The organism is Paenibacillus xylanexedens, from assembly GCF_007676705.1.
GTDB classification, from domain to species: domain Bacteria; phylum Bacillota; class Bacilli; order Paenibacillales; family Paenibacillaceae; genus Paenibacillus; species Paenibacillus xylanexedens_C.
Genome location: NZ_VEBF01000001.1, coordinates 2,058,957 through 2,081,515, shown reverse-complemented (window position 1 = coordinate 2,081,515; position 22,559 = coordinate 2,058,957). Strand labels below are relative to the sequence as shown.

The following is a 22,559-nucleotide window of genomic DNA, read 5'->3' as shown; positions in this document are numbered from 1 at the left end:
ACCATGATAGACTACAGTGAAAAAGTTATCTCATTAGTAAAGAAGAGAAAAGATTTACATCCCGACGATCCAACTATTCAAACGATATGGAAAGAGATGGTAGACATTCTAAAAGAGAATGAGCAGAGTGCCATATCATTTCTAAATCAATGCGGAGAAGAAGATTTGTATTGGCTCAGTGAGATATTTGAAGATCTATCTTCTGAATTCCAAAGTCGAGCATTTATAGATTGTCTTCTTCAATTGCAAAAGAAGTATCCTGATCTGGATATGGAGCAGGATATAGAATATGCGATTCAATCCATTGAGGAATAATGTTAAAAACATAAGCCTATTTCAACTCCTGTACGGAGTAGTCATGGGCTATTTTTATCTCCTCAATCCAATCCACTACTTTACAAAATCAACCCATCCCTCCCCATAGCAAATGGTATAATGGCAAAAAGGGAGATTCTTGCGCAAGGCTCGAAGGCTCTCACAGCAGAAAGGATGTTATACCACATGCCTACATACAACAAATTGGTGCGGGACAAGATTCCGCATATTATCACATCCAGTGGTAAGGAATGCCGGACGCGCATTCTGGACCCGGAGGAATATAAGCAAGAATTACGAACGAAGCTGAGTGAAGAATCGGAAGAATACATGAGTGCAGGAAGCGATCAGGAAGCGTTGGAGGAACTGGCCGACATGTTGGAAGTGATCCGGGCGCTAGCAGAGGTACACGGTGCGAATGCGGCGCAGCTCGATAAGCTGCGGTCAGACAAAGCGGAGGCGCGTGGTGGATTCCAAGAACGGGTGTATCTGATCGATGTCGACGAAGCTTAACGTTAAACTCATTACAGTTAACTTGGCAGACGAACTGATTACCCGGATATTTTGAGCGGGGTATAGAAGCATAGAACAGAGAAGAGAAGCTGCAGCGATACCCACTTGGGGATCGGGCAGCTTTTTTTGCAGTGCGGGTAGTTAGGGTGGATCTCTCGGAGCAAGGGAATCCTTCCCAATAAAATTGCGTTTAATGGTTGATTACGGACAGGAATTTTAAATTATTCTGGTCTATGTTTATTGGTCAGATGTAATTTTAGATATTTCTAATGCGATTTCCTCCAGACTATAATTTCTATTCAAGCCTTTAATACTAGAGGGGAATTTTCCATCCGATTCTTCGAGTAATAAGTTTTCAGATTTTTGGGTGTAGTAAGAACCTGTATTATCTAAAAACATCACATATTTGGACCCGGATTTCACATAGTAGTCGGGATCAGAAAGATTTATGTGGGTAGCTGAAGACATATGTAAGGCCCTAAATTATAAGGATACCAAGCAAGCGATGGATAAGCTCTATTATGAGAAAAATTCTCATTGTGGTGACTGTCATTGGGGAAATCAAGAGTTGATGACAATTGTTAACGAGATAGGGCTGTACTCACTAATTTCGATGACAACAAGGAAAGCTGAAGCTAGGGCATTTATGCGGTGGTTGAATAAAGTTTTAATACCTTCCATTCTTGAACAAGGTGGTTATATAATACGAGAAAAAATTGAAAAGGAGTTAGAAAATGAAAAAGCAATAAGACGGCTTATTATTGAACTCGTCTTAAAGAACGAGATGTAAGGATCTTTTGAAGTAAGACCACTGCAAAAGTCGATTTTTAAGAAAATGAAAATGACCAAAGAACACGAGCCTCTAGAATCACTGAAGGCTCGTGTTAATTATGTGCACAACAGTACGAAAACGATTGTTTATGAAACGTTTTTTTAGATGCTATTTCTATGGAGAATAACCCATTGAATTCAGTACGAAACTCGTTTCGAAATCATATTTACGAAAAGGTATGTTTTTGGTAGAGTGTAAATATTGAAATGACAAAGGGGAACATCAATGAAAATAGCTTAAGCAAGAGTACCAACCGCTACCAGTCGCTCATTTCACAAATGGATGCACTAGAAAAGTTCGGGTTTGACAAAATTTATTATGAGAAGGCGAGCGGTGGCAAAGACGACCGCCCCGAACTAGAGAGGGTTTTAGATACGCTTGTGAAGGTGATACTTTCATTGTATTCAAACTTGACCGCTTGGTACGTTCGACATTAAAGCTAATAATAACACTTGATCTAGTGAAAAGAAGGGCTTTGAGTTCGTTAGCCTCTCTGATAACATTGATACCTCTACGGCCGCAGGTAAGGCAATGTTCGGCATGATGACTGTATTTGCAGAGTTTGAGAAGTCAATCATCCATGAACGAACTGTAGCAGGGCTAGAAGCGGGTAGGCGCGTGGACGGAAGGGTGGTCGTTCCATGACAGATAAGAAGAAGCTAGACAAGGCAGTTAAGCTATACGAGAGCGGAGAATTTACAATAGCGTAGATTCAAGAAATGACTGACGTAAGCAAGGGTTCACTTTACTGTGAACTAAATCGGAGGAAGCTAGAAGCAACTAAAGCGGGTGAGAGTAATATTGAGCCATTTAAGACCGTTAGCACAGTCTGAGAGCGCTGAGAGGCTATATAAGTGGATGTTAAGACAGAGCCATCCCATGATAATGGTCAGGATGGCTCATTTCTATGCCTTAGAAGGCTTAGGCTTATATGGTTTTGTGATTAGATCCACCCAGTGCCGAATGAATCGCATTATGTTGTCAAGGTAAAGTTTACCCTCGTTTGTTCCGTACCATATTTCTTGAAATGATTGTACGCACAGGTGCAGACCTAGGATACAGATATTATTCTACGAATTTATGAAGTGAGTTTTGATGTCTTTTCGGGTAAAAAACAAAAACTCAATATCTTTGATACTTTGATATAATGATTAGGGAAAGAATAAGGACAACTAATAAGGTAGTTGCATAAATGGAATAGGGCAAAGATTTATTCGAAATGTAATCTACAGTGATGAAGAGGTGTAGTAAAAATGGCAAGAAGTCAACATAATGCGAAAACATCAAAACAAGACGAATTTTATACTCAATTAACTGATATTGAACGGGAACTAAAACATTACAAAAGCCACTTTAAAGATAAAGTTGTTTACTGCAATTGTGATGACCCACGAGTAAGTAATTTCTTCCATTATTTTTCATACAATTTTAATAAGTTAGGTCTGAAAAAATTAATTGCAACTTGTTATAAAAATCAAGAAATGGACTTGTTTAGCCAAAATGAATCCGAACAAGCCATTTATTTAGAATATGAAGGTGATAAAAGCGGAAAGAATGTACCTGACCCAGAGGATATAGGCATTAAGTACTTAAACGGTGACGGAGATTTTCGTAGTGAAGAAACTATCGAACTTCTAAAACAAGCTGATATTGTCGTAACAAATCCACCATTTTCATTATTCAGAGAATATATAGCGCAACTTATGGAATATGATAAAAAGTTTTTAATTATTGGAAATCAAAATGCAATAACATATAAAGAGATATTTGCTTTACTAAAGGAAAATAAAGTATGGCTTGGTAATAACAGCGGTGATATGGAATTTAAAGTTCCTGATTATTATGAACCAAGGGAAACACGGTTTAGAATTGGTGAAGATGGAATTAAATATCGTAGTTTAGGAAGTATATGCTGGTTTACAAATATGGATTTATCAAAGCGACACGAGGATTTAATACTTTATAAGCAATACAATCCCGAAGAATATCCAAAGTATGAAAACTTCAATGCCATCAATGTAAATAAGGTTAAAGATATACCGATGGATTATGAAGGTGTTATGGGAGTACCTATTACCTTTTTAGATAAACACAATCAAAACCAATTTGAAATTATTGGTCTAGGCATATCTAATTCAGGTTTAGAAGTTGGTGTTCAACCATACAAAGAAGAACATAAAAGATATCGGAAAGAAATTCAAAAAAGGGGTGCAGTTGATGGTGATTTATATATGATTACAGATGGAGTTGTTGATGTTCCTTACGCTAGAATACTTGTCAGAAATAAGAGAGTGGGAAATTAATATGAATATAGAACTTAAAGAAATTACAGTCCGTGAGTTGACAAATGGCTATCAAGATAACGAAGAACATGGAGTTGTTGGCTATGAGGGCAAATTGGATATTCGTCCACCATACCAAAGAGAATTTATCTATAAGGATAAACAAAGAGATGCTGTTATTGATACCATCACAAAGGATTTTCCACTTAATGTAATGTATTGGGCTGTACGTGAAGAGGAAAACTTTGAGGTTATTGATGGACAACAACGTACCATATCAATTAGTCAGTTTGTAGAAGGTGATTTTGCCTATCAAAACAGATACTTTCATAATCTACAAAAAGATGAACAAGAACAAATTTTGGACTATAAACTAATGGTATATTTGTGTAGCGGAACGGATAGCGAAAAATTGGAATGGTTCAAAACAATTAACATCGCTGGTGAAAAACTAACAGACCAAGAATTAAGAAATGCAGTTTATTCTGGTTCGTGGGTTTCTGATGCTAAAAGATATTTTAGTAAGAACAGTTGTCCAGCCTACGGTATTGGAAGCGATCATTTAAGTGGAACACCAATTAGGCAGGATTATTTAGAAACCACGATAAAATGGATAAGTAATGATTCCATTGAGCGATATATGGCTGAACACCAACACGAGCCTAATGCTAATGAATTGTGGCTATATTTTCAAAGTGTAATTAATTGGGTAAAAGCTGTATTTCCAAAGTACCGCAAAGAAATGAAAGGTATTCCATGGGGGTTTCTGTATAATGAATTAAAAAGTAAAAATTTTGATTCTGCTAAACTTGAAAAAGAAATTTCTGAATTAATGCAAGACGAAGATATAACAAATAAAAGAGGTATTTATACTTACGTCTTAACTCGAGAAGAGAAACACTTAAACATCCGTGCCTTCACCGACAACCAAAAGCGAGAAGCATACGAAAGACAACAAGGAGTCTGCGTTAAGTGTGGAAAGCATTTTGAACTTAATGAAATGGAAGCAGACCATATAACCCCTTGGCATGGAGGTGGTAAAACGACTGCTAATAATTGTCAAATGCTATGTAAAGATGATAATAGGAGAAAATCAGGAATTTAAAAAAAGCCTTGATTAAATTACAGAGAAAATACCCTCTACATAAACATAAAGCAGCACGAAGAATAAACAGTTGTAGCCCTCTAGGATTCGTTCTAAGGGTTTTCTGTTTAGCTAAGTTCAGATGCTAATTCAACATAGTAAGAGAAAAGTTCTTAGCGAATACTGTCACATCAGAAATTGTCCATTTTACGCAACCCACACATCTCCTTTATATAAGTTTGATAATAGAAAACAAAGTGGAAGAAGTAGGTGATATCAACTACTTCTCCATTTGAAAATTAATTCTAACTAGATTGTTCACTATCAAAAGCTGATTCAAAAGCTTTTAATTCTGTGAAACTTCCTTTGAAATTTGGGATGTTACTAGTATATAGACCGTCTACTTCTTTGATGACTATGTGTTCCCTTTTTCAACATAATCTAGAGCTTGATCCAAAACAATTTTATCATGTGAGTGTCCCTTGATTGTATCAAGAATTTCCAATGTAGCCAGTTGTGCTTGTGGCTGCCCATCAACATGTGGTTTCGCTTGTGTATCTGAACTTTTACATGTACTACGATATCCGATTGTTCTGTAACTAAATCCTCAAAATTGAATTCTGGCCAATCAGCATGTGATATTGGATTATAGAGGTCGGATTCAGATGTTGATGATGCACTATTTCTATATGATTTTATATCGTTGATATCATGGGCTTGCGGAGTGGGGCGAAGGGCAGTATGGCGCGGTTCGAGGATGGCGTGTTCTCGCTGAATGTGCAGGTGCAGGATGCAGAGGAACGGGCGTTGCTGTATCGTTGGACGAAGGAGATTTGTTTGTATCGGTTGCATGCGTATTTTGAGCGAGGGACAGGGAAGTAGAGAAGAAGCTGCAGCGATTCCAATTTGGGCTGCTACAGCTTTTTTTGAGTACATTTAGACCTTCAAATTGAGTCTTTTCAATAATAATAATTGTTTTAATCATTTTGTCACTGTGAAATAACTTCCCTTGCCGGAAATAATAGTGAGTTCATCAATCCTTACATAAAAGTTCCAGTGAAATGGGGTGTTATCTGGATAGACAATAATATATTGTGGATCATTGAAGGAGTAACGTTGTTGCAAAGAATAACTTATTATTGCATTAGAAATTCCTAAGCTTACAACAAATGAAGCCGCTAGTACTAATGAGACTATTGCAATGGGTTTAACCTTTTTATAGATTAATGTGATTGTAGTGGCGATGGCTAACAAAGCAGAAATGATGAGTTCATTATTTGATCCTAAGATTGCGAAATTCTGTTCTTGGTTCGTAAAAGGATAGAACAAATTAATTCCATTACCAAGAAGGTCTATAAGAAGATGCCCGATGAATAATGTGGCCATCGTACTTATCCATGCCCAGAAGAACCGAACGTTTAAGGTTTTATAGATGATCCAGCCATATGCAGCTCCAATTAAGGGAACCATAGCAAGAGAATGTAACAATATATCACCAAAGTACTTAGTGATGTCAGGAGTGATAGCAATAATAGATCCCAAAACAATAGTGATTATATAGTCTTTAGTAAGAGATAACCGCTTATTTAGAAAAAGTAATAGAATCGTTCCGCCCGTAATCAAGTGTATAGCCATATGAAGAAACATTTGCATCAAGTTACCTCCTCACTCTCCACATAAACCATAATCGCTTCATACAAAAAACTCAAAAAATCCTCATCACCAAACTGATCAAAATAACCCACGTAGCGACGATCTGTCGTATAGGTCTCCGCGATACATCTCAGAATCTCTGTATCACAGACCATAAACTGCTCCAGGCAACCCTTCCATTCACACACTAACGCTTGTACCTCACCAGAAGCAGGAGACAGATCCTGGTGCTTCGCCAATTCTCGAAATACCTGCTCCATGTTGACCGAGAACTGCTGGTAGGCTTTTTCTTGCTCTTCCACAGACAGCTCGCTCACATTAGCTTCAAATTCCTGATATTTCTCGGTATCTCCATATACAAACTTCGCCTCGGATTCATATTGTTCTTGAATGGACAGAATGGAAGAGTCGTCAAACAGATGAAGATGAGAGATATCCGTCCCATCCACATACTCGTCCAACTGGTCGATGATGGTTTCGAGCTTTTGTTTGCGTTGAACGAGTGTACTGCGATGCTCTCTCAGGATATCTTTCTGTTCTTCTTTGGAGAGTTGCATCATGGCTGCAATGTCTTTCAATGTGAAATTCATTTCTTTGAACAAAAGAATCATTTGCAGATTCCCCAGTGCCTCTTGATCGTAATAGCGATAGCCGTTGTCCTCAACTTTGCTTGGTTTTAATAGATCCGTTTTATCGTAATAATGTAATGCGCGTTTGGTGATGCCTGTAATCTGAATGATATCTTTAACGGTGAAATAGGGTGTCTTCATTCCAAAAGTCCTTTGTTTCAGCAAGGATAACACTTGCCGGAGTGATGGTTGCTTCGGTGATCGGTGTACCTGTTTTGTTCAGGTAATATTGGATTAAGTGATAGCCGCAGGCATAGCCAGCCGCATAGGGCATACCTACAGGCGTGAAGTTTTGCATTATGGCAAGTTCATCGCCGTATAGATACGGATTAATCTGGTCAAAACCGGTGACATGCAGCTGGTCTTTAATCTTGGGTTTGATTAAGGTATTCAATGTCTCCATGTCCGTTTTGGCTACCCAGGGGCCTAGCAACTTTTCTCCATACAGGGATGTCGCAAAACTCTCGGCCAGCCCCTCGCTAACAACCATCTCGCCAAGCGTAATCTGAGGATTCCACTGGATATATTGATACCTCACGTTATGATTGCATTCATGGGCCAACACGGATTGCATACGAGGTAGAGTATACCTATTGGGGATCAGGTTCGCAATAATGTAACCCGGGATTCCACCATCTCCGCTGATGCCTTCGTTCATATTGAGTGAAGGGCTATTCTTGTCGCCTAACAAAATCGTATATAGATATTCGGAGACCGATAGCTCAATTCCGTGATCTGTGAAGGTGGATAGACTCGTACGAACAGCTTCATGACACTGTTGCCAAAATGATTCAGAAGAAATCGCTGCTAACGATTCGTTAATTTCAGGTGTAATATCTGCTGGAGCGATATTCATAAAGTTATTCATCATGATCACATCGAAGCCGTGAGGCTCTTGAGATTGAAACGGGATTTGTTGTATGTTCCATTTGTTCATGAATGGACTCATCATAAGCTCGCGGTATAACTCTAATTTCTCATCGATTGCAGCCTGGATGATCTCCTCATAGATTTGATCTGAGCGTAACGCGGTAATTTTCATCCTTAATCTCTCCTTCTTATAAGCTTGAGATCATTATCAAGTATGACCTAACGTAACAGTCAAGCGTTGATGTTACGCTGCTGGCTATCTGAATGATTCTGCATCTTCATAGCGAATATCAGACCAGACAGGATATAGATCAGGCTTAACAAGAGATAAGGAAGTTGGAGCGAGAATACACGATCAAAAGTCGTTTCACTAACCCGCACCAATAATCCGCCAAGAAGCGTACCAATGGCACTGATGCCAAAGGATAGAAAGCGAAACACGCTTCCGACTCTGCCAAGCATCTCATTAGGAACGGAACGTTGCAGAATGGATGAACGGGTAACATTGTAGACAATGATGAAAAATGCAGCACAGAAGTACAGTCCGCCTACCATATACGCATTTGTAGTAAAACCCACCACACCGTAGATGATTCCCATGCACAAAATGGAGGAGATAATCAATTGTTTTGTGCTCCATTTGTTACGCATATAAGCAACAGCTTGGCTCCCCACAATGCTGCCGATCGTTGCAATGGAGATGAGGATACCGAATGCAAAAGCATCCAACTGAAGCACATCTCGTACAAAGAAGATCTGAGTAGCCAGGATGATCGAATACATCAGCGTAATGGTGACTGACAGAATCGCTAGTCCGCGGAGAAAACGATCACGATAGACATATTGAATACCGGACCACATCTCTCGTTTCCAATTCTTCATCGGGCGAGTTTCCTTCTTGGTTGTTTCCGTATCCCCGGGGTAGAAGTTTCCCTTCAAACTGATCAAAAAAAGCAGAGCAACTACAGCCGTTACAGCGTCTATGGCAAAAGGAAAAACAATATGCAGGGTTATAATGAACCCTCCCAGAGCAACGCCCAGAATATCACTTGTGATTAACTGTCCCGCGGTGAATTGCCCATTGGCTTTTTCTAATTTACTTTCATCTACAAGTTGAGGGATGATCGTCTGCACCGTGCTGTCGAATACGACTCGGCTCAGGCCAATACCAAACATGAACAGAGCCAGAATCGGAATACTCACCCATCCTCCCCAGATACATAACGTCAGTCCAAGGAGAAGGATCATTCGCGTAAAGCCAGCCCCAATCAGCATATGTTTGCGTGAGTATCGGTCGATGAGAACACCCACGGGCAGACTGAAGAGAAGCCATGGTAAACGAAGTGCCGTCATAGTGACAGAGGCATACAGCGTATCGCTCGTTAGTGTGGAAATTAACCAAGGGACCGCTGCAAGTGTAAGTCCATCCCCCAGAAATGTAAGCGAAAATGCACCGAATAACTTGGTATAGTTCGACTTCATTTTCATCGTTCCCTCCACCAATAAGATGTAATGTATGGCGACATTAGGGTTGGAAAATAATGTGTTTTTACTTAATGCAACTTTAAGTTATTGTAAAATGGTTTTCAATCCTATTTTTACAACAAATAACTTCACAAAACGCTTACAAACTTTTAATTCTACCCTACCTTTTCCGCTACGAAGCTGAGATAATGGGAGAGGAATAAGGCGTGAAACAGACGCGACAACCATGTTCACCGACAGTCTAAAAATAAAAGCTGCATATCCATAGGAGGATTATTAATGACGACACAACCATTGAATCTGATCCAATCCACGGAGGGCCAAGCGTTGCTTGCCCAAATGTATGGACAATCACAAGTAGAGGAACAGACTGCACGGTACACGAAGCTGAACGCAACGTTCGAAGAGCACTTTGGCGCGCAAGAAGGAAGCGAGTTGTTCAGCGCTGCAGGACGCAGCGAGATTGGTGGCAATCACACGGATCATAACCATGGTAAAGTGCTGGCGGGCAGCATTACGCTGGATACGATTGCAGTGGCAGCACCAACTGCGGAGTCGGTTATTACGTTTTACTCAGAAGGCTATGACAAGAAATATGTAATCGATCTCACAGATCTCACGCCAAATACGGAAGACGATGGCACAACAGCATTGATTCGCGGTATGGCTGCAGGATTTGGAGAATTCGGATATAAGGTAGGCGGCTTCCAGGCGTACCTCTCAAGTAACGTGTTCTCGGCATCAGGGGTGAGTTCCTCGGCGTCATTTGAGATGCTGATCTGTACGATTTTGAATCACTTCTATAATGATGGAGCATTGGATGTTGTAACCTTGGCCAAAATCGGTCAGTATGCGGAGAATCACTACTGGAACAAACCTTCCGGTCTGTTGGATCAGATGGCTTGTGCGTACGGAGGACTGATTGCCATTGATTTTGAGAATCCTGCACAGCCGGTTATCGAGCCTGTTCAATGGGATTTCCAACAGAACGGTTACTCATTGGTCATTGTGAATACAGGTGGCAACCACGCCGATCTGACGGAAGATTACGCTGCTGTGCCATATGAGATGAGAGCGGTTGCTCAGGCACTGGGCAGCGAGTATGTTCGGGAAATTACAGCTGACGCAATCTATGCCAACCTCAAGAAGGTTCGTGAAGCTGCTGGGGATCGTGCCGTGCTGCGTGCACTTCATTTCCTGGAAGAAAATAATCGTGTCGATGGTCAGGTTCAGGCGTTGCGGGATGGACGTTTTGCTGATTTCCTGAAACTGATTACAGCGTCTGGTAACTCCTCATGGAAGTGGCTGCAGAATGTATATCAGAGTGGTGCTGTGAAGGAGCAAGAGATTGGCATTGCGCTGGCTGTGACGGAGAATTATCTGCAAAACCTGGGTGATGGCGCTTGTCGGATTCATGGTGGCGGATTCGCTGGGGTTATTCTGACGATCCTTCCGAATGAAAAAGTAGAAGAGTATATGTCCTGGATGCACGACATGTTGGACACGCCGATTATCGTCGTTAATGTGCGTGCACAAGGCGCAGTATGTCTGAATGCTTTGATCCCTAACGCGGGCTAAAAAGCACCTAGATAAATAGTTCTAACATGATTCAACGAAGTCCGGGCCATGCCCGGGCTTTTTGGGTTTTTCATTTTTTGATAAACTCCAAACTTTGAAGGTCCTTACCGTGTTAATTAAATAGTGGCTGTATCTCAATAATGTTCTCATGGGAGGAAGGATCAGATGACTATACCTACAGCGGCTGGGCAGGAAGAGGCTCAATTATACGAGGAGTTGCGGCGTGCGATCAATGAATTCGAAGAGGGTGAGCAGCGGCAAATAGTTCTCAATCGGATGATCAGACAACTCAGGTTCGCCAAGTGGCGCAAAGATCGGATGCGCAAGGTCGATGCATACTGCCAAAGGATCAAGCCCGCGACACTTTGGATCATCCTAACCACAGGTGCACTTACGCCGGTCTTGTTATTTAGCGTGTTCATCTGGGTGTCGTTGTGGGTGGGATGAAGCTGTAGCGAAGGGGTATAACATTATGATATTAATAAAAAAGAACCGCTAATCATCGGATTTTAACGTTCCGACTTTCACGATTCTTTGAACTATTTTAGATTAGTTGGACATTTGCATAGATTTACGGTCTAAAGATTGTACTTGTCCCTGGACGTACTGGTGGTAATCGCGGAAGCTGCTGATGTGATGCAAAGAATCGGAGTTCTCAGACTGGATCTTAATTTTACCGTCCTGAGGCAAATTTTTCATCTCAGCAATGACGGATTTGGAACCTTGGATATCACCGGACATCTCCTGAATTCGCTGTAATAGTGCTGGATGCCCTTCATGCTGGAGCATCTCAGCGAGGGGTCTCATTTCCTCCAACTTTTGGCTCGACCGTTCAAGCGTAGTCATCACTTTGTCTCCATCTATACTTGCGCTAAGCGAAACCATCCGGTGAATATGATCTTTCTCCATACGCTCAAGCGCCTCAAGGTGGGAAGCTTCCAGTCGTTTGGGATCGTTCCAACTTTCAGACCGAACAGTGTCATTTTGCTGCTGGGATACATTACTCGCAGTGCCGTTACCACATCCCCATAACAAAGTTGAGCAAGTTAACACGGCTCCAACGGCGATGATACTTTTTAACCTCATGCTGTCACTCCTTCGATAATTTACTTATGGTAGTATGAGCCGTAAATTGGTAATTATGCATGTAAATAAAGCGAAGAGTAGTGACTAACATTAAGGATTATTAATTCTTAGGGGAGTATTAAGGCCAATGGTTGGAGGTCTTTTTAATAATCAATAAGGAACGAAGGATTTATATTTCCATATATATACTGTAAAATCTTCTGATAAAGCTTATTAAGCTGAGCGATACGATCAGGAAATCAGGAGGGTACATGAGTAAGAGGAAGAATGAGAAGCTGTTCAATTATTTATTGTTATTTTTAGTTTTGTATGGAATTAGTTTGTTAATTTGGCCTATAGCTCTTTTCGGACTGGGTATGTCTCTAGCTGCACCGTTTCCGCATACATACGATACTTCCCGTGATTTATTAGGTAAAATTCTTTTTACATATCCTTTGGGCGTATTATTTGCAATTTTCTATTGTGGGATTAGTTACGAGAACGGACGATTCAAAGCACCTTACTGGGTTGTTCATGTTCCATTACTTTGGCCTGCTACGTGGATCATAGTCGAATATTTAGGATTAACATTTGGTTTTTAAAGAAAAATGGATTTTTCTCTTATCAAAAATTAAAAACACAAACACCCCTTATCCGGCTCCAGACGGACAAGGGGTGTTTCGCGTTCTTGTTACACTTTTCTTTTATATTTCCCTGTATACGGGATGGTGAGATGGATTTTCAGATCCTGGATCGAGTCTTCGGTAAGCATCATCTTGCTCCCATTGTTTGATAACTTGCGCCAGAGCTTTGGATTTTTGCGATACAACTTCTCCTGAAGGCCATAGATATCCACACCACGCTCAAGGCCGTGACGATAGGTCTGCATGATCTGCTCGCGCAACTTCACTTCACTAATCTGGATCATCTCTTCATAAGAGGTGGGTACCAGATATTCGTACAGGGCAGTTAGATATTTGGCGTCAATGTTGAACTTAACCTCTTCACCCTGAATGACAGGTTTGATTTTGATCTTCGGCAATCCTACACTGAGTGCTCCATAGATCGTTCCATCCTTCTGCACAAGCAAGGGGGCACGCCGCATGTCCTTAATTAGCCAGTGATAACCGGGGAGCTGACTGCGTGGCAGGAACTCAAAGTCAACACTTGTCCTTTCAAAAAAGGCCCCTTCGATCAGAAACAAATCATGTTTCTTCTGGTTCTCTGACCACTGGGTATTGTTCAATGCAATACTTGGCAGATATGTCGTGCTAGCTGGATCATTATGCGTTGCAATAAGCTTGAAGCTAAGCACGGGCGGATACAACGATTCTTCCATATAAGTCGGGAGCGGATTGTGAAGAATGCTATCCAGCGGCGACATATTATAGATGGACGTCGCGCTCAGAATTTTCTCCAGTGGTTCGCGGGTTCCGTACACCCAGGTTGTATAACGGGATTCTGGGAACCGTCCCAGCATGTCGAAGACTTCTTTGATATGTTTGCTGGTGAGCACCCCTTCGGCCATGACGATGGCGGTAACATGCCCCCAAGCCATGTGCAGTTGAGCCGTACGGAACAGTTCGTTCAGCGCCAGACTCATGGTTTTCCCTTCGGCATGTCCGACCCATACAGGCGGCGTATCTGCACTTTTGGTAGAACTCTCACTTTTGGCAACACTCGCAAAATCCAGTGTTTGTACATACAGATGATACATGCCATCTTTGTAATCAATGCCAAAGGCTTTGGCGTAGTCCACCTGTTGAATCTCAAAAGCACTCCAGCATCCGCTCGTCATCACACACATCGATAGGCTTAACACACCCAGTATACATCGCCGCCACAAACGCTTCATCGTCCGTTCCCTTTCTTGCGAGGCTCCTGGGTTTCGAGATAGACGGGTCTACGTTTACCGAGTCCTTTTGGCAGTTTGAATAATGAAGCTATCGCTTGTTTGAAATGAAGGGGTGTTAACGGCGTGAGATACGGAATGCCAAATGATTTGAGATCGGTCAGGTAGATGAGGAACAGAATCAACGACAGGATGAACCCAAAGATGCCGAGGGAAGCTCCCAGGACAAAACAAAGGAAGCGCAGGATCAGCACGGAACTGGTCATCACCTGGTTTACAATGGTTGCTCCCGCTACAACAGTGACTGCGATGATGACAATCATGAGTGGAGAGACCATCCCGGCTCGAATGGCGGCATCTCCGATAATGAGACCTCCAACGACAGTCAGTGTCTGGCCGATGGCACTTGGTAAACGTACCCCTGCCTCACGAAATAGCTCCATCAGCAGCATAATGAGAAACATCTCCATCCCCGATTCCATCGGAAGTCCCATGCGTCCAACCGATATCGTTGCAACCAGAGGAAAGGGGATCTGATCCATATGAAAAGATGTCAGCGCAATATAGAATCCGGGCAGGAACACGGTGATTATCAGACCCAGAAAGCGGAGCATCCGCCCCACGTTCACAGGGAGGAACGGAAAGCTGGCATCCTCCGGTGATTTGAGTAAAAGAAACAAATTGACTGGCCCAATAATGGCGCTGGGATTGCCGTCCACAATAAGAATGAAACGTCCGTTCAGTAGACATTCCGCAGCAAAGTCAGGTCTGCCCGTATAATGGGTGACCGGAAACAAAGTAATCTTCGAAGGCGACAGCAATTCTTCCAGTTCATTGGCAGTCAAGATGCGTTCGGTCTCTATCTTGCGCAACCGGTCCTGGACATCTTCGATCAGCTCCGGATTGGCGATATTCTTGATATACATCAGGGCTACTTTGGTTGCGGAACGTGAACCGATCAGTTCGATATTGCAGGCAAGCTGGTTCGTACGCAGACGTGTGCGTATCAGAGCGATATTCACGGCAAGCGGTTCAATGAACCCGTCTCTCGCTCCGCGAATCGAAACCTCGGTGGTCGATTCCTCCGGCGTTCGAGTGGGGATGTTGGAAATATCAATACTCCACATGGCTTGAAGGGAAGGAATACAGATCAACATATGACCTTCAAAAACACGGAGAGACATCAGCTCGGTTCCGAATGCCGGATCTTGCAGATCCATCCGGGTCCATTGCAGGCTGATGCATTTCTCAATGTCGGACGTACGGAAAAAGTGTGTGTGCTCATACGTTCGTTTGAGTTCCGGGAGAATAATATCATAGATCGCTTCACTATCCACCATACCGCTGCAATATACCATAAGGATCTGCATCGGAGATTCTCCGATCATGTGACTATTAATGATGACGTCGTCAGATCCGGCAAAAAAGGTGTTCAGGTTATGCTCGTTCATTCGGAACGGTTCAACGTCAGGATTATTCTTGGGCTGGGTTGAGATCGGCATGATCGGGAGCCTCCTTGTCCTTTTTATGGATTAATGCGGCAATGGTCAATATTACGGTAACGATGGAGACATAGGCGAGCATGACCGGGAACTGAATATGATCCACATAATAATCCACATAATCAATGCGCCACCATTGCATCGCCATGAAGCTCATGATGACAGTGATGGTGAGAATAGCGATATATCGTTTCTTCGGCCTGCGGAAATTCAGCAGATCCACGATGAGATACATAGATATGGCCACTCTTGCGAAAGAACCACTAAGCCACTGATAGATGGACAAAAAATCAACGTGTTGCAGCAGCTTGCCGAGATTCACAAGTTTCCATTGCTCATAGGGACTGTTTCGTTGTTTTGCTGCTTCTTCAGGACCGAATTCCACAATGGCTCCGATGGTTGGTCCGATAGCCATACTGAGCATGAAAATGCCGAGGATCAGAATATACCACCACCGAATTTTGCCTCTGACTTCATGTTGGAACAACATGAGAATCCAGATTTCCATAAGTCCGGCAAGAGAATAGATCATGCCCCGCCAGACGGGCCCCATGCCGTTCTCCATGATCGGGAACAATAGGCTGTAGTCTTTATATTTCATATTGGCGGACATTACAAAATAACCGAGCAGAACTACAAAAGGCAGTAGAAGACTGGAAGTCATCGCAATGGAGCGTATACCTTTAGCTGCCGCCCACGCGGCAACCAGTGCTCCGCCACCGGCCAGAACGTAGGGAGGCGTGAATTGAAGATATGTAGACACGGTCCAGTTAGTTGTCTCATACAACGTATGTGTGCCAAGCGTGAACAGTAGAATGGAAGCGGAGATCCGGAAGATCCAGGAAGGAACAGCACCGAATTCTCGCGTAATCCAATCTGTTAATCGCTGTCCACGTACACGCCGAATAATGATGTACATCATACCTAGAAACAACATGAAAAAGGGGCCAGCCGCCACAACAGATAACCATCCATCCCTGCCTGCAGCTTCGAGAATCGCTGGAACAGACAAGACATGAGAGACGAGCCCGGCACTTAATAAAATGATGGAAAAGGACAACCAAATGGTAATTTGACCTTTTTCACGACTCATGGGAATCCTCCTTTCCAATGAAGGAAGTTTCCGTTAGGTTGTACAGCATATAGGAAGTTGATTCCTTTTTCAGTTTTTTTGAATCAAAAAACTGAGCAAAGTAGCAACCGGACAATTATTGTCTGCCATATCTGGCGTGTATGCCTTCATACTGTTCATTGGCTCTGTAGAACAGACATATATTTCCTAACCGATTTCTGCAAAAAATGTCCCTACTGTGCCTGTCATCCAAGGTATACGGTTAAAGTACATCGCAGACAAGAGGAGGACGATGCGAATGAACTGGTGGTCTTCAAACCGGCTTCGCCTGATTCAGAACAATCTCCGTGAGATCGATGCGGGGATGAATGTGGACCTGTTGATGAAAGAACTTCAGGAGTTTCAAGCCAATGTGTTGATGATGAATGCGGGAGGCATCTTTGCCTTCTATCCTTCCACATTGGAGCACCAATACGTCACACCTTATCTTCATGCGGATGTGCTTCAGGAAGCCGTCACCAAGGCACATGAGCTGGATATGAAGTTTGTTGCCCGCTTTGATTTCAGCAAAGCCCATGAATCGCTTTTTGAAGCACATCCGGAATGGTTTTATCGTGATCGTGAAGGACAAGAAGTGAATTATTTTGGCATAGTGCACACATGTCTGAACGGTGCGTATCAGCAGGAAAAATCGCTCGAAACCATCACGGAAGTATTGGAGAAGTATCCGGTGGATGGCATTTTCTTCAATATGTTTGGTTATCAGCACTGGGATTACAGTGGTAACTATTATGGTCCTTGTTACTGTGACAATTGTCAGCGTCGTTTCAAAGAGATCTGCGGGAGTGAGCTACTGGACTATACAGGCCCTGAGCATGAGCTGCATGCAGCGTATCTTCAATTTCAGGAGTTCACTTCCAGAGAGATTCTCAGCAAAATCCATGACTTGGTCAAATCCCGCTGGCCTCATGTGGCAATCAGCACCTACCATCCTCACCAGGTCGATATCATTCGTAAGGAATCCAACACATCACTTACTCGTGCCTTGCCTTTATGGCAGTACTCTGCTTCTGAAAATGTATCTTCTGTCGTACAGAGTTGGGATAACAAGCTGATCAGCAATTGCAGCATCAATGCCATCGACCTGACCTACCGGTTTACAGGTGTTTCTCCGTATGAGACTGAAGTGCGGTTACTTCAGAATATCGCGAACGGATCAGGGCTGGACTTCTGTATCATTGGGGCATTTGAGGGATATCCGGATCGAAGGAACTTTGCCGTGGCACAGCGTATCTTCCGCTATCATGCAGACCATGAACATATCTATGGGCCTCTCGCTTCCATGGCAGAAGTCATTTTGATCAAACCGTCAGCGGCTGGGGCGGGAAGGGAATATCTAGGACTTTTCAAAATGTTAAAAGAAGCCCACATACTGTTTGATGTCATCGTGGAAGAACAGATTGCAGCCATGGCGCATAAACTCGCCGCAGTGAAAGTAGTGATCTTGCCCGGGTTGCAACGTCCTGAGCCACTAACATTAGAAGCATTGAAAGAAGTGCAAAGTCAGGGAGTAGCGCTGCTTGCTACAGGCAATGCCTTCAAGAATGATGCGCAATGTTTGCAGGAATGGTTTGGGGCTGTCCACTCAGGGGATGTTGATATGCTGCCTGCCGCCTACTTGCATGTAGGTGACAACGATCTCTTTCCCAGTCTGAAGGATCGGGAGTGGATTACGGTCAGCGGCGGTTTTTCGCGGATACAGTTCAATCCATCGCATACGGAGCGATATATGCCTTATATCGAACCAGCCTCTTTTGGTCCACCGGAGCGGGCCTATGGTCATCAGATGGGAGAGAGCTACGGATTGGGGATCACCCAATATGTAGATCGTGGGGCAGGCATCTATTACGGTTGGAATCCAGGTGCGTTGTATTACAAACACGGTTTCGAAGATCACAAACATGCAGTGACGGATATCCTCGATCGGTTCATTGGAGAACGCTCATTGAGAACAGACCTTCCAGCCAGTGTAGAGCTGTTCCTGAACCAAATGGAAGATGGCAACCTGTTGGTTCAGCTATTGAACTTGTCCGGTTTCAATGGCACGACATATATGGAAGCGTTACCGCTATACGACCTTGTAATTGAACTTAACAACATCGGCACATCCATACATGCGTACTCCCTATGTTCGTCCAAGGCTGTTCCCATCAAGCAAGAGGCAAGTGTAACAAGGATTAGCCTCCCTATGTTGGCACGGTATGAGGCCATTGTAATGGACATGGATCATGCCTCGAAGAGAGAGGTGACGTAGACCGATGAACACCCAGTTAAAGACAATAAGACGCTCAAGTGGCAAGTTGGAATCCGGCAGTCTGCTATCGCGCATGTACAAACACCGGATGATTTATTTACTTATTCTACCGGGGCTGTTGTACTTCTTATTATTCAAAGTCGTTCCCCTCTGGGGACTGCTTCTCGCCTTTCAGGATTACAATCCATTCCTTGGATTTACGAGCAGTGAATGGGTGGGATTTAAGCATTTCAATGAACTGTTTGGCAGTTCCAACTTCTATATCATGCTGCGCAATACACTCGCCATCAATCTGATCGCGCTGGTGTTCCATTTCCCACTGCCGATCCTGATGGCACTGATGCTGAATGAAATCCGTCATGAGACGTTCAAACGCATTAATCAATCCATTGTATATTTACCGCATTTTCTGTCATGGGTCGTTGTTGCAAGCATGACGTTTTTCCTGCTCTCCACCGACGTGGGCATTGTGAACAAACTGATTGCGCAGAGTGGGAAAGACACGATTTCGTTTTTATCCGAACCTAATTATTTTTGGGGTTTACTTACCGCCCAGAGCATGTGGAAGGAAGCCGGTTGGGGGACGATCATTTTCCTTGCTGCGATGGCGGGGGTCGACCCTCAGCGTTACGAAGCTGCGGTTGTGGATGGCGCCGGACGTTTTCGGCAGATCTGGCATATTACCTTGCCGGCCATTCGGCCTACGATTATCATTTTGCTCATTCTACGCCTTGGGAGCATGGCGGATACCGGTTTTGAACAGATCCTGCTGATGATGAACCCTTTGGTGCGCCCGGTAGGGGAGGTATTCGATACGTATTCCTACACGTATGGCATTTTGCAAGGCAAGATCAGCATCGGAGTTACCGTAGGACTGTTCAAAGGGCTGGTCGGATTGTTCCTGATTGTGGCTGCCAACAAAATTGTGAAAAGACTTGGACATGAGGGAATCTATTAACCCGGAGGGTCGTTGTTCTTTTTGGACAGGAGGATAAGAAATGAGCTTTGTTGTGCAGAAAAAAGGTCTGACACTCTTTGACTGGATCAATTACAGCCTGGTTGCCTTGATCTCGCTAGCCTGCATTTTCCCGTTTCTGTACGTGTTCAGCGTATCGTTTACCGATCCGAAAGTGTATGTGCCGCTGAAGTTTTATCTTTTTCCGGAAAAATGGTCGCTGGAGTCGTATCGTTACATTTTATCAACGAATAGCTTCCTGAACGCTTTCAAAAGCACGTTGTTTATTACGGTGGTTGGCACCATACTGAATATTATCGTATCCTTCACGATGGCCTATGGTTTAACGAAGAAGTCGTTGCCCGGTCATAAGTGGATCATGGGGCTGGTCATTTTCACCTTGGTGTTCAGTGCCGGCATTATTCCCAACTACTTGCTTGTGAAGGAATTGGGGCTGTTGAACTCATATTGGTCCATGATTCTGCCTGGACTGACGAATGCATGGAGCCTGATTGTGATTAAAAGCTTTCTGGAATCGCTACCCTCCGAATTGGAGGATGCGGCACAGATTGACGGATGCAGTGACCTGACGGCGTTCATCCGCATCATAATCCCGTTATCGATGCCAGCCATCGCGACGTTTACGCTGTTCTTCGCAGTGGGGCACTGGAACGCCTATTTCAATGCACTGATCTATCTATCCGATTCTAGCAAATGGACACTTCAGCTGCTTATCAAAACTCTTGTAATCGATTCGAATTCGGTCGCCGTGGCTCAGGCGGGAGCCAGTGACGAAAGTGTTGTGCCGCAGGAGACGATTCGAATGGCTTCCATTGTACTGGCGATGGTACCGATCCTGATCGTATATCCATTTTTGCAGAAGCACTTTGCCAAAGGGGTCATGATTGGTTCGGTCAAAGGGTGACGGTTACAAAGTGAATAAACAAAATGTTTATCAATAAATATGCAAACGCTTACTAAAGGATTTTAGGGGAGGAAAATAACAATGCACAAGCTCAATAAACGATGGACGACTTGGCTCTGCATTCTTTTGACCGTTTCCATGCTTGCCGGGTGCAGCGGGAGCAGTGGATCGGGAGAAGCCACTAATCCAGGTACAGGGGAATCTGGGGGAGATCAGACGCTGAATATCAAGATGTTTGCAGGCTTATACAATGAGATTCCCGATATGGACAATGAATATTGGACCGAATGGGAGAAACGAACGAACGCCAAGTTGGACATCGAATGGGTACCGTCGGGAGATCTGGATACGAAGCTGGATCTGCTGCTCGCTTCGGGTGATCTGCCCGAAGTGGTGGCCTACCAGAATCAGATTCGTCCAACTCTGATTACTGCCATTCAAAATGGTGCGTTCTGGGATTTGAAGCCGTTCCTTGGAGATCTCAGCGAATATCCGAATCTGAAGGAGAATCTGGCACCCGATGCCCTGAAGTATCTGACAGTCGATGGAGGAATCTATGCGGTGCCGCGTTCCCGCTCTCGTATTGATGGAGGGCTGAAGATTCGGGAGGACTGGCTGAAGAAGCTGAATCTGCCGATTCCCAAGACATTCGAAGAGTACAGGGAAGTCCTGAAAAAGATCGTGGATAGTGATATGGACGGCAACGGAAATAAGGATACCGTCGGCTTATTGTTCATCAACAATCCACCAGCAATGTTCCAGGCGGGATTCGGAGCTTATAATCCCACCTATGATAATGACGGCGGGCTGATGAGCCCCGGCTTAACACCTCAGTATATCGAGATGATTGAGTGGTTCCGTGAACTGTATGCGGATGGATTGTTATCAAAAGAGTATGCCGTCATGAAAGAAAGCCAGGCTGAGGAACTTTTCAAGACCAACCGGGCCGCTTCCTACGGACGTCCAATCTGGTGGGATCACGAATGGGAGCAGGCCATGAAGAAATCCGGCCAACCGGATGCGAAGATTCTGAATCTGTCCCTGACGGGTCCTCATGGAGATGCGGCAGTCGGGCTGGAAACCGGCGTAGCTGGTGGATTCTATATTTCGAAAAAGGTGCCGGAAGAGAAGGTGAAGCAGCTTCTGAAGTATTTTGACATGACGGCTTCTCAGGAGATGACGGATTTCTCTTACTATGGAATTGAAGGTGTTCATTATACAGAACAGGACGGTCAGAAGGTTCTGACGGAACAGGGAGTTAAGGAAGTGAATACGACCAGCAAAGGGGCGGGTGTGCTCGCTTACGCCAAATGGGGCAAGGTGATCAGTGCTTCTGGTGACAAGGCTTATAATGATGCCAAAATCAAGGAAGTCGAGAACTTTGATGAGATAGGCAAGATTGATTTCTATCGAGTCATCACTTCAGAAGCATGGAGAGAAACATGGCCTAAATACGCAGACGAATACAGTTCCATGCTAACCCGGACGATTGTCGGTCAAACCAGTGTGGAACAACTCAGAGCCTATGTAGACCAATTGAATAATCAGCCTGACATCAAGCAGGCGTACCAGGAAATGGCCAAAGCGTACGATCAATTCAATCAACCTACAATAACGGAATAGAGGAGAAGCG

The 22,559-nt window shown here is 43.6% G+C and carries 23 protein-coding genes; 15 read left to right on the top strand and 8 right to left on the bottom strand.

Going from position 1 to position 22,559, the window contains the following annotated elements; all coding sequences use genetic code 11:
* The first annotated feature begins 3 nt into the window (after window positions 1-3).
* The 8 genes from FS628_RS09355 (at window position 4) to FS628_RS09325 (ending at window position 5,908) form a co-directional block, all read left to right on the top strand.
* On the top strand, window positions 4-315 hold the full coding sequence (locus FS628_RS09355; protein WP_145321084.1) for a hypothetical protein: 312 nt from the start codon (window positions 4-6) through the stop codon (window positions 313-315).
* A gap of 186 nt (window positions 316-501) precedes the next feature.
* On the top strand, window positions 502-828 hold the full coding sequence (locus tag FS628_RS09350; RefSeq protein ID WP_145321082.1) for a nucleoside triphosphate pyrophosphohydrolase: 327 nt from the start codon (window positions 502-504) through the stop codon (window positions 826-828).
* A gap of 448 nt (window positions 829-1,276) precedes the next feature.
* Complete coding sequence (locus tag FS628_RS09345) at window positions 1,277-1,618, top strand: BRO-N domain-containing protein (protein WP_145321080.1); 342 nt, start codon at window positions 1,277-1,279, stop codon at window positions 1,616-1,618.
* Window positions 1,619-1,866: 248 nt separating this feature from the next.
* Window positions 1,867-2,097, top strand: coding sequence for a recombinase family protein (locus FS628_RS33015; RefSeq protein ID WP_313958560.1), 231 nt, complete (start codon window positions 1,867-1,869; stop codon window positions 2,095-2,097).
* Window positions 2,098-2,161: 64 nt separating this feature from the next.
* Entirely contained in the window at window positions 2,162-2,305 is a 144-nt protein-coding gene (locus FS628_RS33010; RefSeq protein WP_313958576.1) for a recombinase family protein, read from the top strand.
* Between the two features lie 608 nt (window positions 2,306-2,913).
* A complete protein-coding gene (locus FS628_RS09335) occupies window positions 2,914-3,963 on the top strand; it encodes an adenine-specific methyltransferase EcoRI family protein (protein WP_145321078.1) in 1,050 nt (349 codons plus the stop codon).
* 1 nt (window position 3,964) lies between these two features.
* A complete protein-coding gene (locus FS628_RS09330) occupies window positions 3,965-5,047 on the top strand; it encodes a GmrSD restriction endonuclease domain-containing protein (protein WP_145321076.1) in 1,083 nt (360 codons plus the stop codon).
* Between the two features lie 690 nt (window positions 5,048-5,737).
* Entirely contained in the window at window positions 5,738-5,908 is a 171-nt protein-coding gene (locus tag FS628_RS09325; RefSeq protein WP_222125202.1) for a hypothetical protein, read from the top strand.
* A gap of 99 nt (window positions 5,909-6,007) precedes the next feature.
* On the opposite strand, the gene FS628_RS09320 is transcribed toward FS628_RS09325, so the two are convergent.
* From FS628_RS09320 to FS628_RS09305, 4 genes are read right to left on the bottom strand one after another with little or no spacing between them, the layout of a single operon-like run.
* Window positions 6,008-6,679 (bottom strand): metal-dependent hydrolase, encoded by a 672-nt coding sequence (locus FS628_RS09320; RefSeq protein WP_145321073.1) that lies wholly within the window; start codon window positions 6,677-6,679, stop codon window positions 6,008-6,010.
* On the bottom strand, window positions 6,679-7,449 hold the full coding sequence (locus FS628_RS09315; protein WP_145321071.1) for a MerR family transcriptional regulator: 771 nt from the start codon (window positions 7,447-7,449) through the stop codon (window positions 6,679-6,681). The genes FS628_RS09320 and FS628_RS09315 overlap by 1 nt, the downstream gene beginning before the upstream one ends.
* On the bottom strand, window positions 7,424-8,350 hold the full coding sequence (locus FS628_RS09310) for a DUF2268 domain-containing protein (RefSeq protein WP_145321069.1): 927 nt from the start codon (window positions 8,348-8,350) through the stop codon (window positions 7,424-7,426). The genes FS628_RS09315 and FS628_RS09310 overlap by 26 nt, the downstream gene beginning before the upstream one ends.
* A 59-nt stretch (window positions 8,351-8,409) precedes the next feature.
* Window positions 8,410-9,666: an MFS transporter gene (locus FS628_RS09305; protein WP_145321067.1), complete on the bottom strand. Its 1,257-nt coding sequence runs from the start codon at window positions 9,664-9,666 to the stop codon at window positions 8,410-8,412.
* A gap of 276 nt (window positions 9,667-9,942) precedes the next feature.
* Here FS628_RS09305 and FS628_RS09300 point away from each other — a divergent pair, with 276 nt between their 5' ends.
* Window positions 9,943-11,241: a galactokinase gene (locus tag FS628_RS09300; RefSeq protein WP_145321065.1), complete on the top strand. Its 1,299-nt coding sequence runs from the start codon at window positions 9,943-9,945 to the stop codon at window positions 11,239-11,241.
* Window positions 11,242-11,406: 165 nt separating this feature from the next.
* Window positions 11,407-11,688 carry a hypothetical protein gene (locus FS628_RS09295; RefSeq protein WP_145321063.1) on the top strand — a complete coding sequence of 94 codons (282 nt, stop codon included), beginning with the start codon at window positions 11,407-11,409 and terminating at the stop codon, window positions 11,686-11,688.
* A 102-nt stretch (window positions 11,689-11,790) separates the two neighbouring features.
* Here FS628_RS09295 and FS628_RS09290 read toward each other — a convergent pair whose 3' ends face one another.
* Window positions 11,791-12,327: a hypothetical protein gene (locus FS628_RS09290; RefSeq protein WP_145321061.1), complete on the bottom strand. Its 537-nt coding sequence runs from the start codon at window positions 12,325-12,327 to the stop codon at window positions 11,791-11,793.
* Between the two features lie 251 nt (window positions 12,328-12,578).
* Here FS628_RS09290 and FS628_RS09285 point away from each other — a divergent pair, with 251 nt between their 5' ends.
* Window positions 12,579-12,908: a hypothetical protein gene (locus FS628_RS09285; protein WP_145321059.1), complete on the top strand. Its 330-nt coding sequence runs from the start codon at window positions 12,579-12,581 to the stop codon at window positions 12,906-12,908.
* A gap of 89 nt (window positions 12,909-12,997) precedes the next feature.
* On the opposite strand, the gene FS628_RS09280 is transcribed toward FS628_RS09285, so the two are convergent.
* The 3 genes from FS628_RS09280 to FS628_RS09270 are packed head-to-tail and all read right to left on the bottom strand — an operon-like array spanning window position 12,998 to window position 16,753.
* Entirely contained in the window at window positions 12,998-14,161 is a 1,164-nt protein-coding gene (locus FS628_RS09280; RefSeq protein WP_145321058.1) for a Ger(x)C family spore germination protein, read from the bottom strand.
* Window positions 14,158-15,660: a spore germination protein gene (locus FS628_RS09275; RefSeq protein WP_145321056.1), complete on the bottom strand. Its 1,503-nt coding sequence runs from the start codon at window positions 15,658-15,660 to the stop codon at window positions 14,158-14,160. The genes FS628_RS09280 and FS628_RS09275 overlap by 4 nt, the downstream gene beginning before the upstream one ends.
* Window positions 15,632-16,753 (bottom strand): GerAB/ArcD/ProY family transporter, encoded by a 1,122-nt coding sequence (locus FS628_RS09270; RefSeq protein WP_145321054.1) that lies wholly within the window; start codon window positions 16,751-16,753, stop codon window positions 15,632-15,634. Before FS628_RS09270 ends, FS628_RS09275 begins: the two co-directional genes overlap by 29 nt.
* A 277-nt stretch (window positions 16,754-17,030) precedes the next feature.
* Here FS628_RS09270 and FS628_RS09265 point away from each other — a divergent pair, with 277 nt between their 5' ends.
* The 4 genes from FS628_RS09265 (at window position 17,031) to FS628_RS09250 (ending at window position 22,549) form a co-directional block, all read left to right on the top strand.
* A complete protein-coding gene (locus FS628_RS09265; protein WP_186327751.1) occupies window positions 17,031-19,046 on the top strand; it encodes an alpha-amylase family protein in 2,016 nt (671 codons plus the stop codon).
* Between the two features lie 4 nt (window positions 19,047-19,050).
* A complete protein-coding gene (locus FS628_RS09260; RefSeq protein WP_145321050.1) occupies window positions 19,051-20,004 on the top strand; it encodes an ABC transporter permease in 954 nt (317 codons plus the stop codon).
* A gap of 40 nt (window positions 20,005-20,044) precedes the next feature.
* On the top strand, window positions 20,045-20,926 hold the full coding sequence (locus FS628_RS09255; RefSeq protein WP_076332971.1) for a carbohydrate ABC transporter permease: 882 nt from the start codon (window positions 20,045-20,047) through the stop codon (window positions 20,924-20,926).
* Window positions 20,927-21,007: 81 nt separating this feature from the next.
* Complete coding sequence (locus tag FS628_RS09250) at window positions 21,008-22,549, top strand: extracellular solute-binding protein (protein WP_145321048.1); 1,542 nt, start codon at window positions 21,008-21,010, stop codon at window positions 22,547-22,549.
* Window positions 22,550-22,559: the final 10 nt, after the last annotated feature.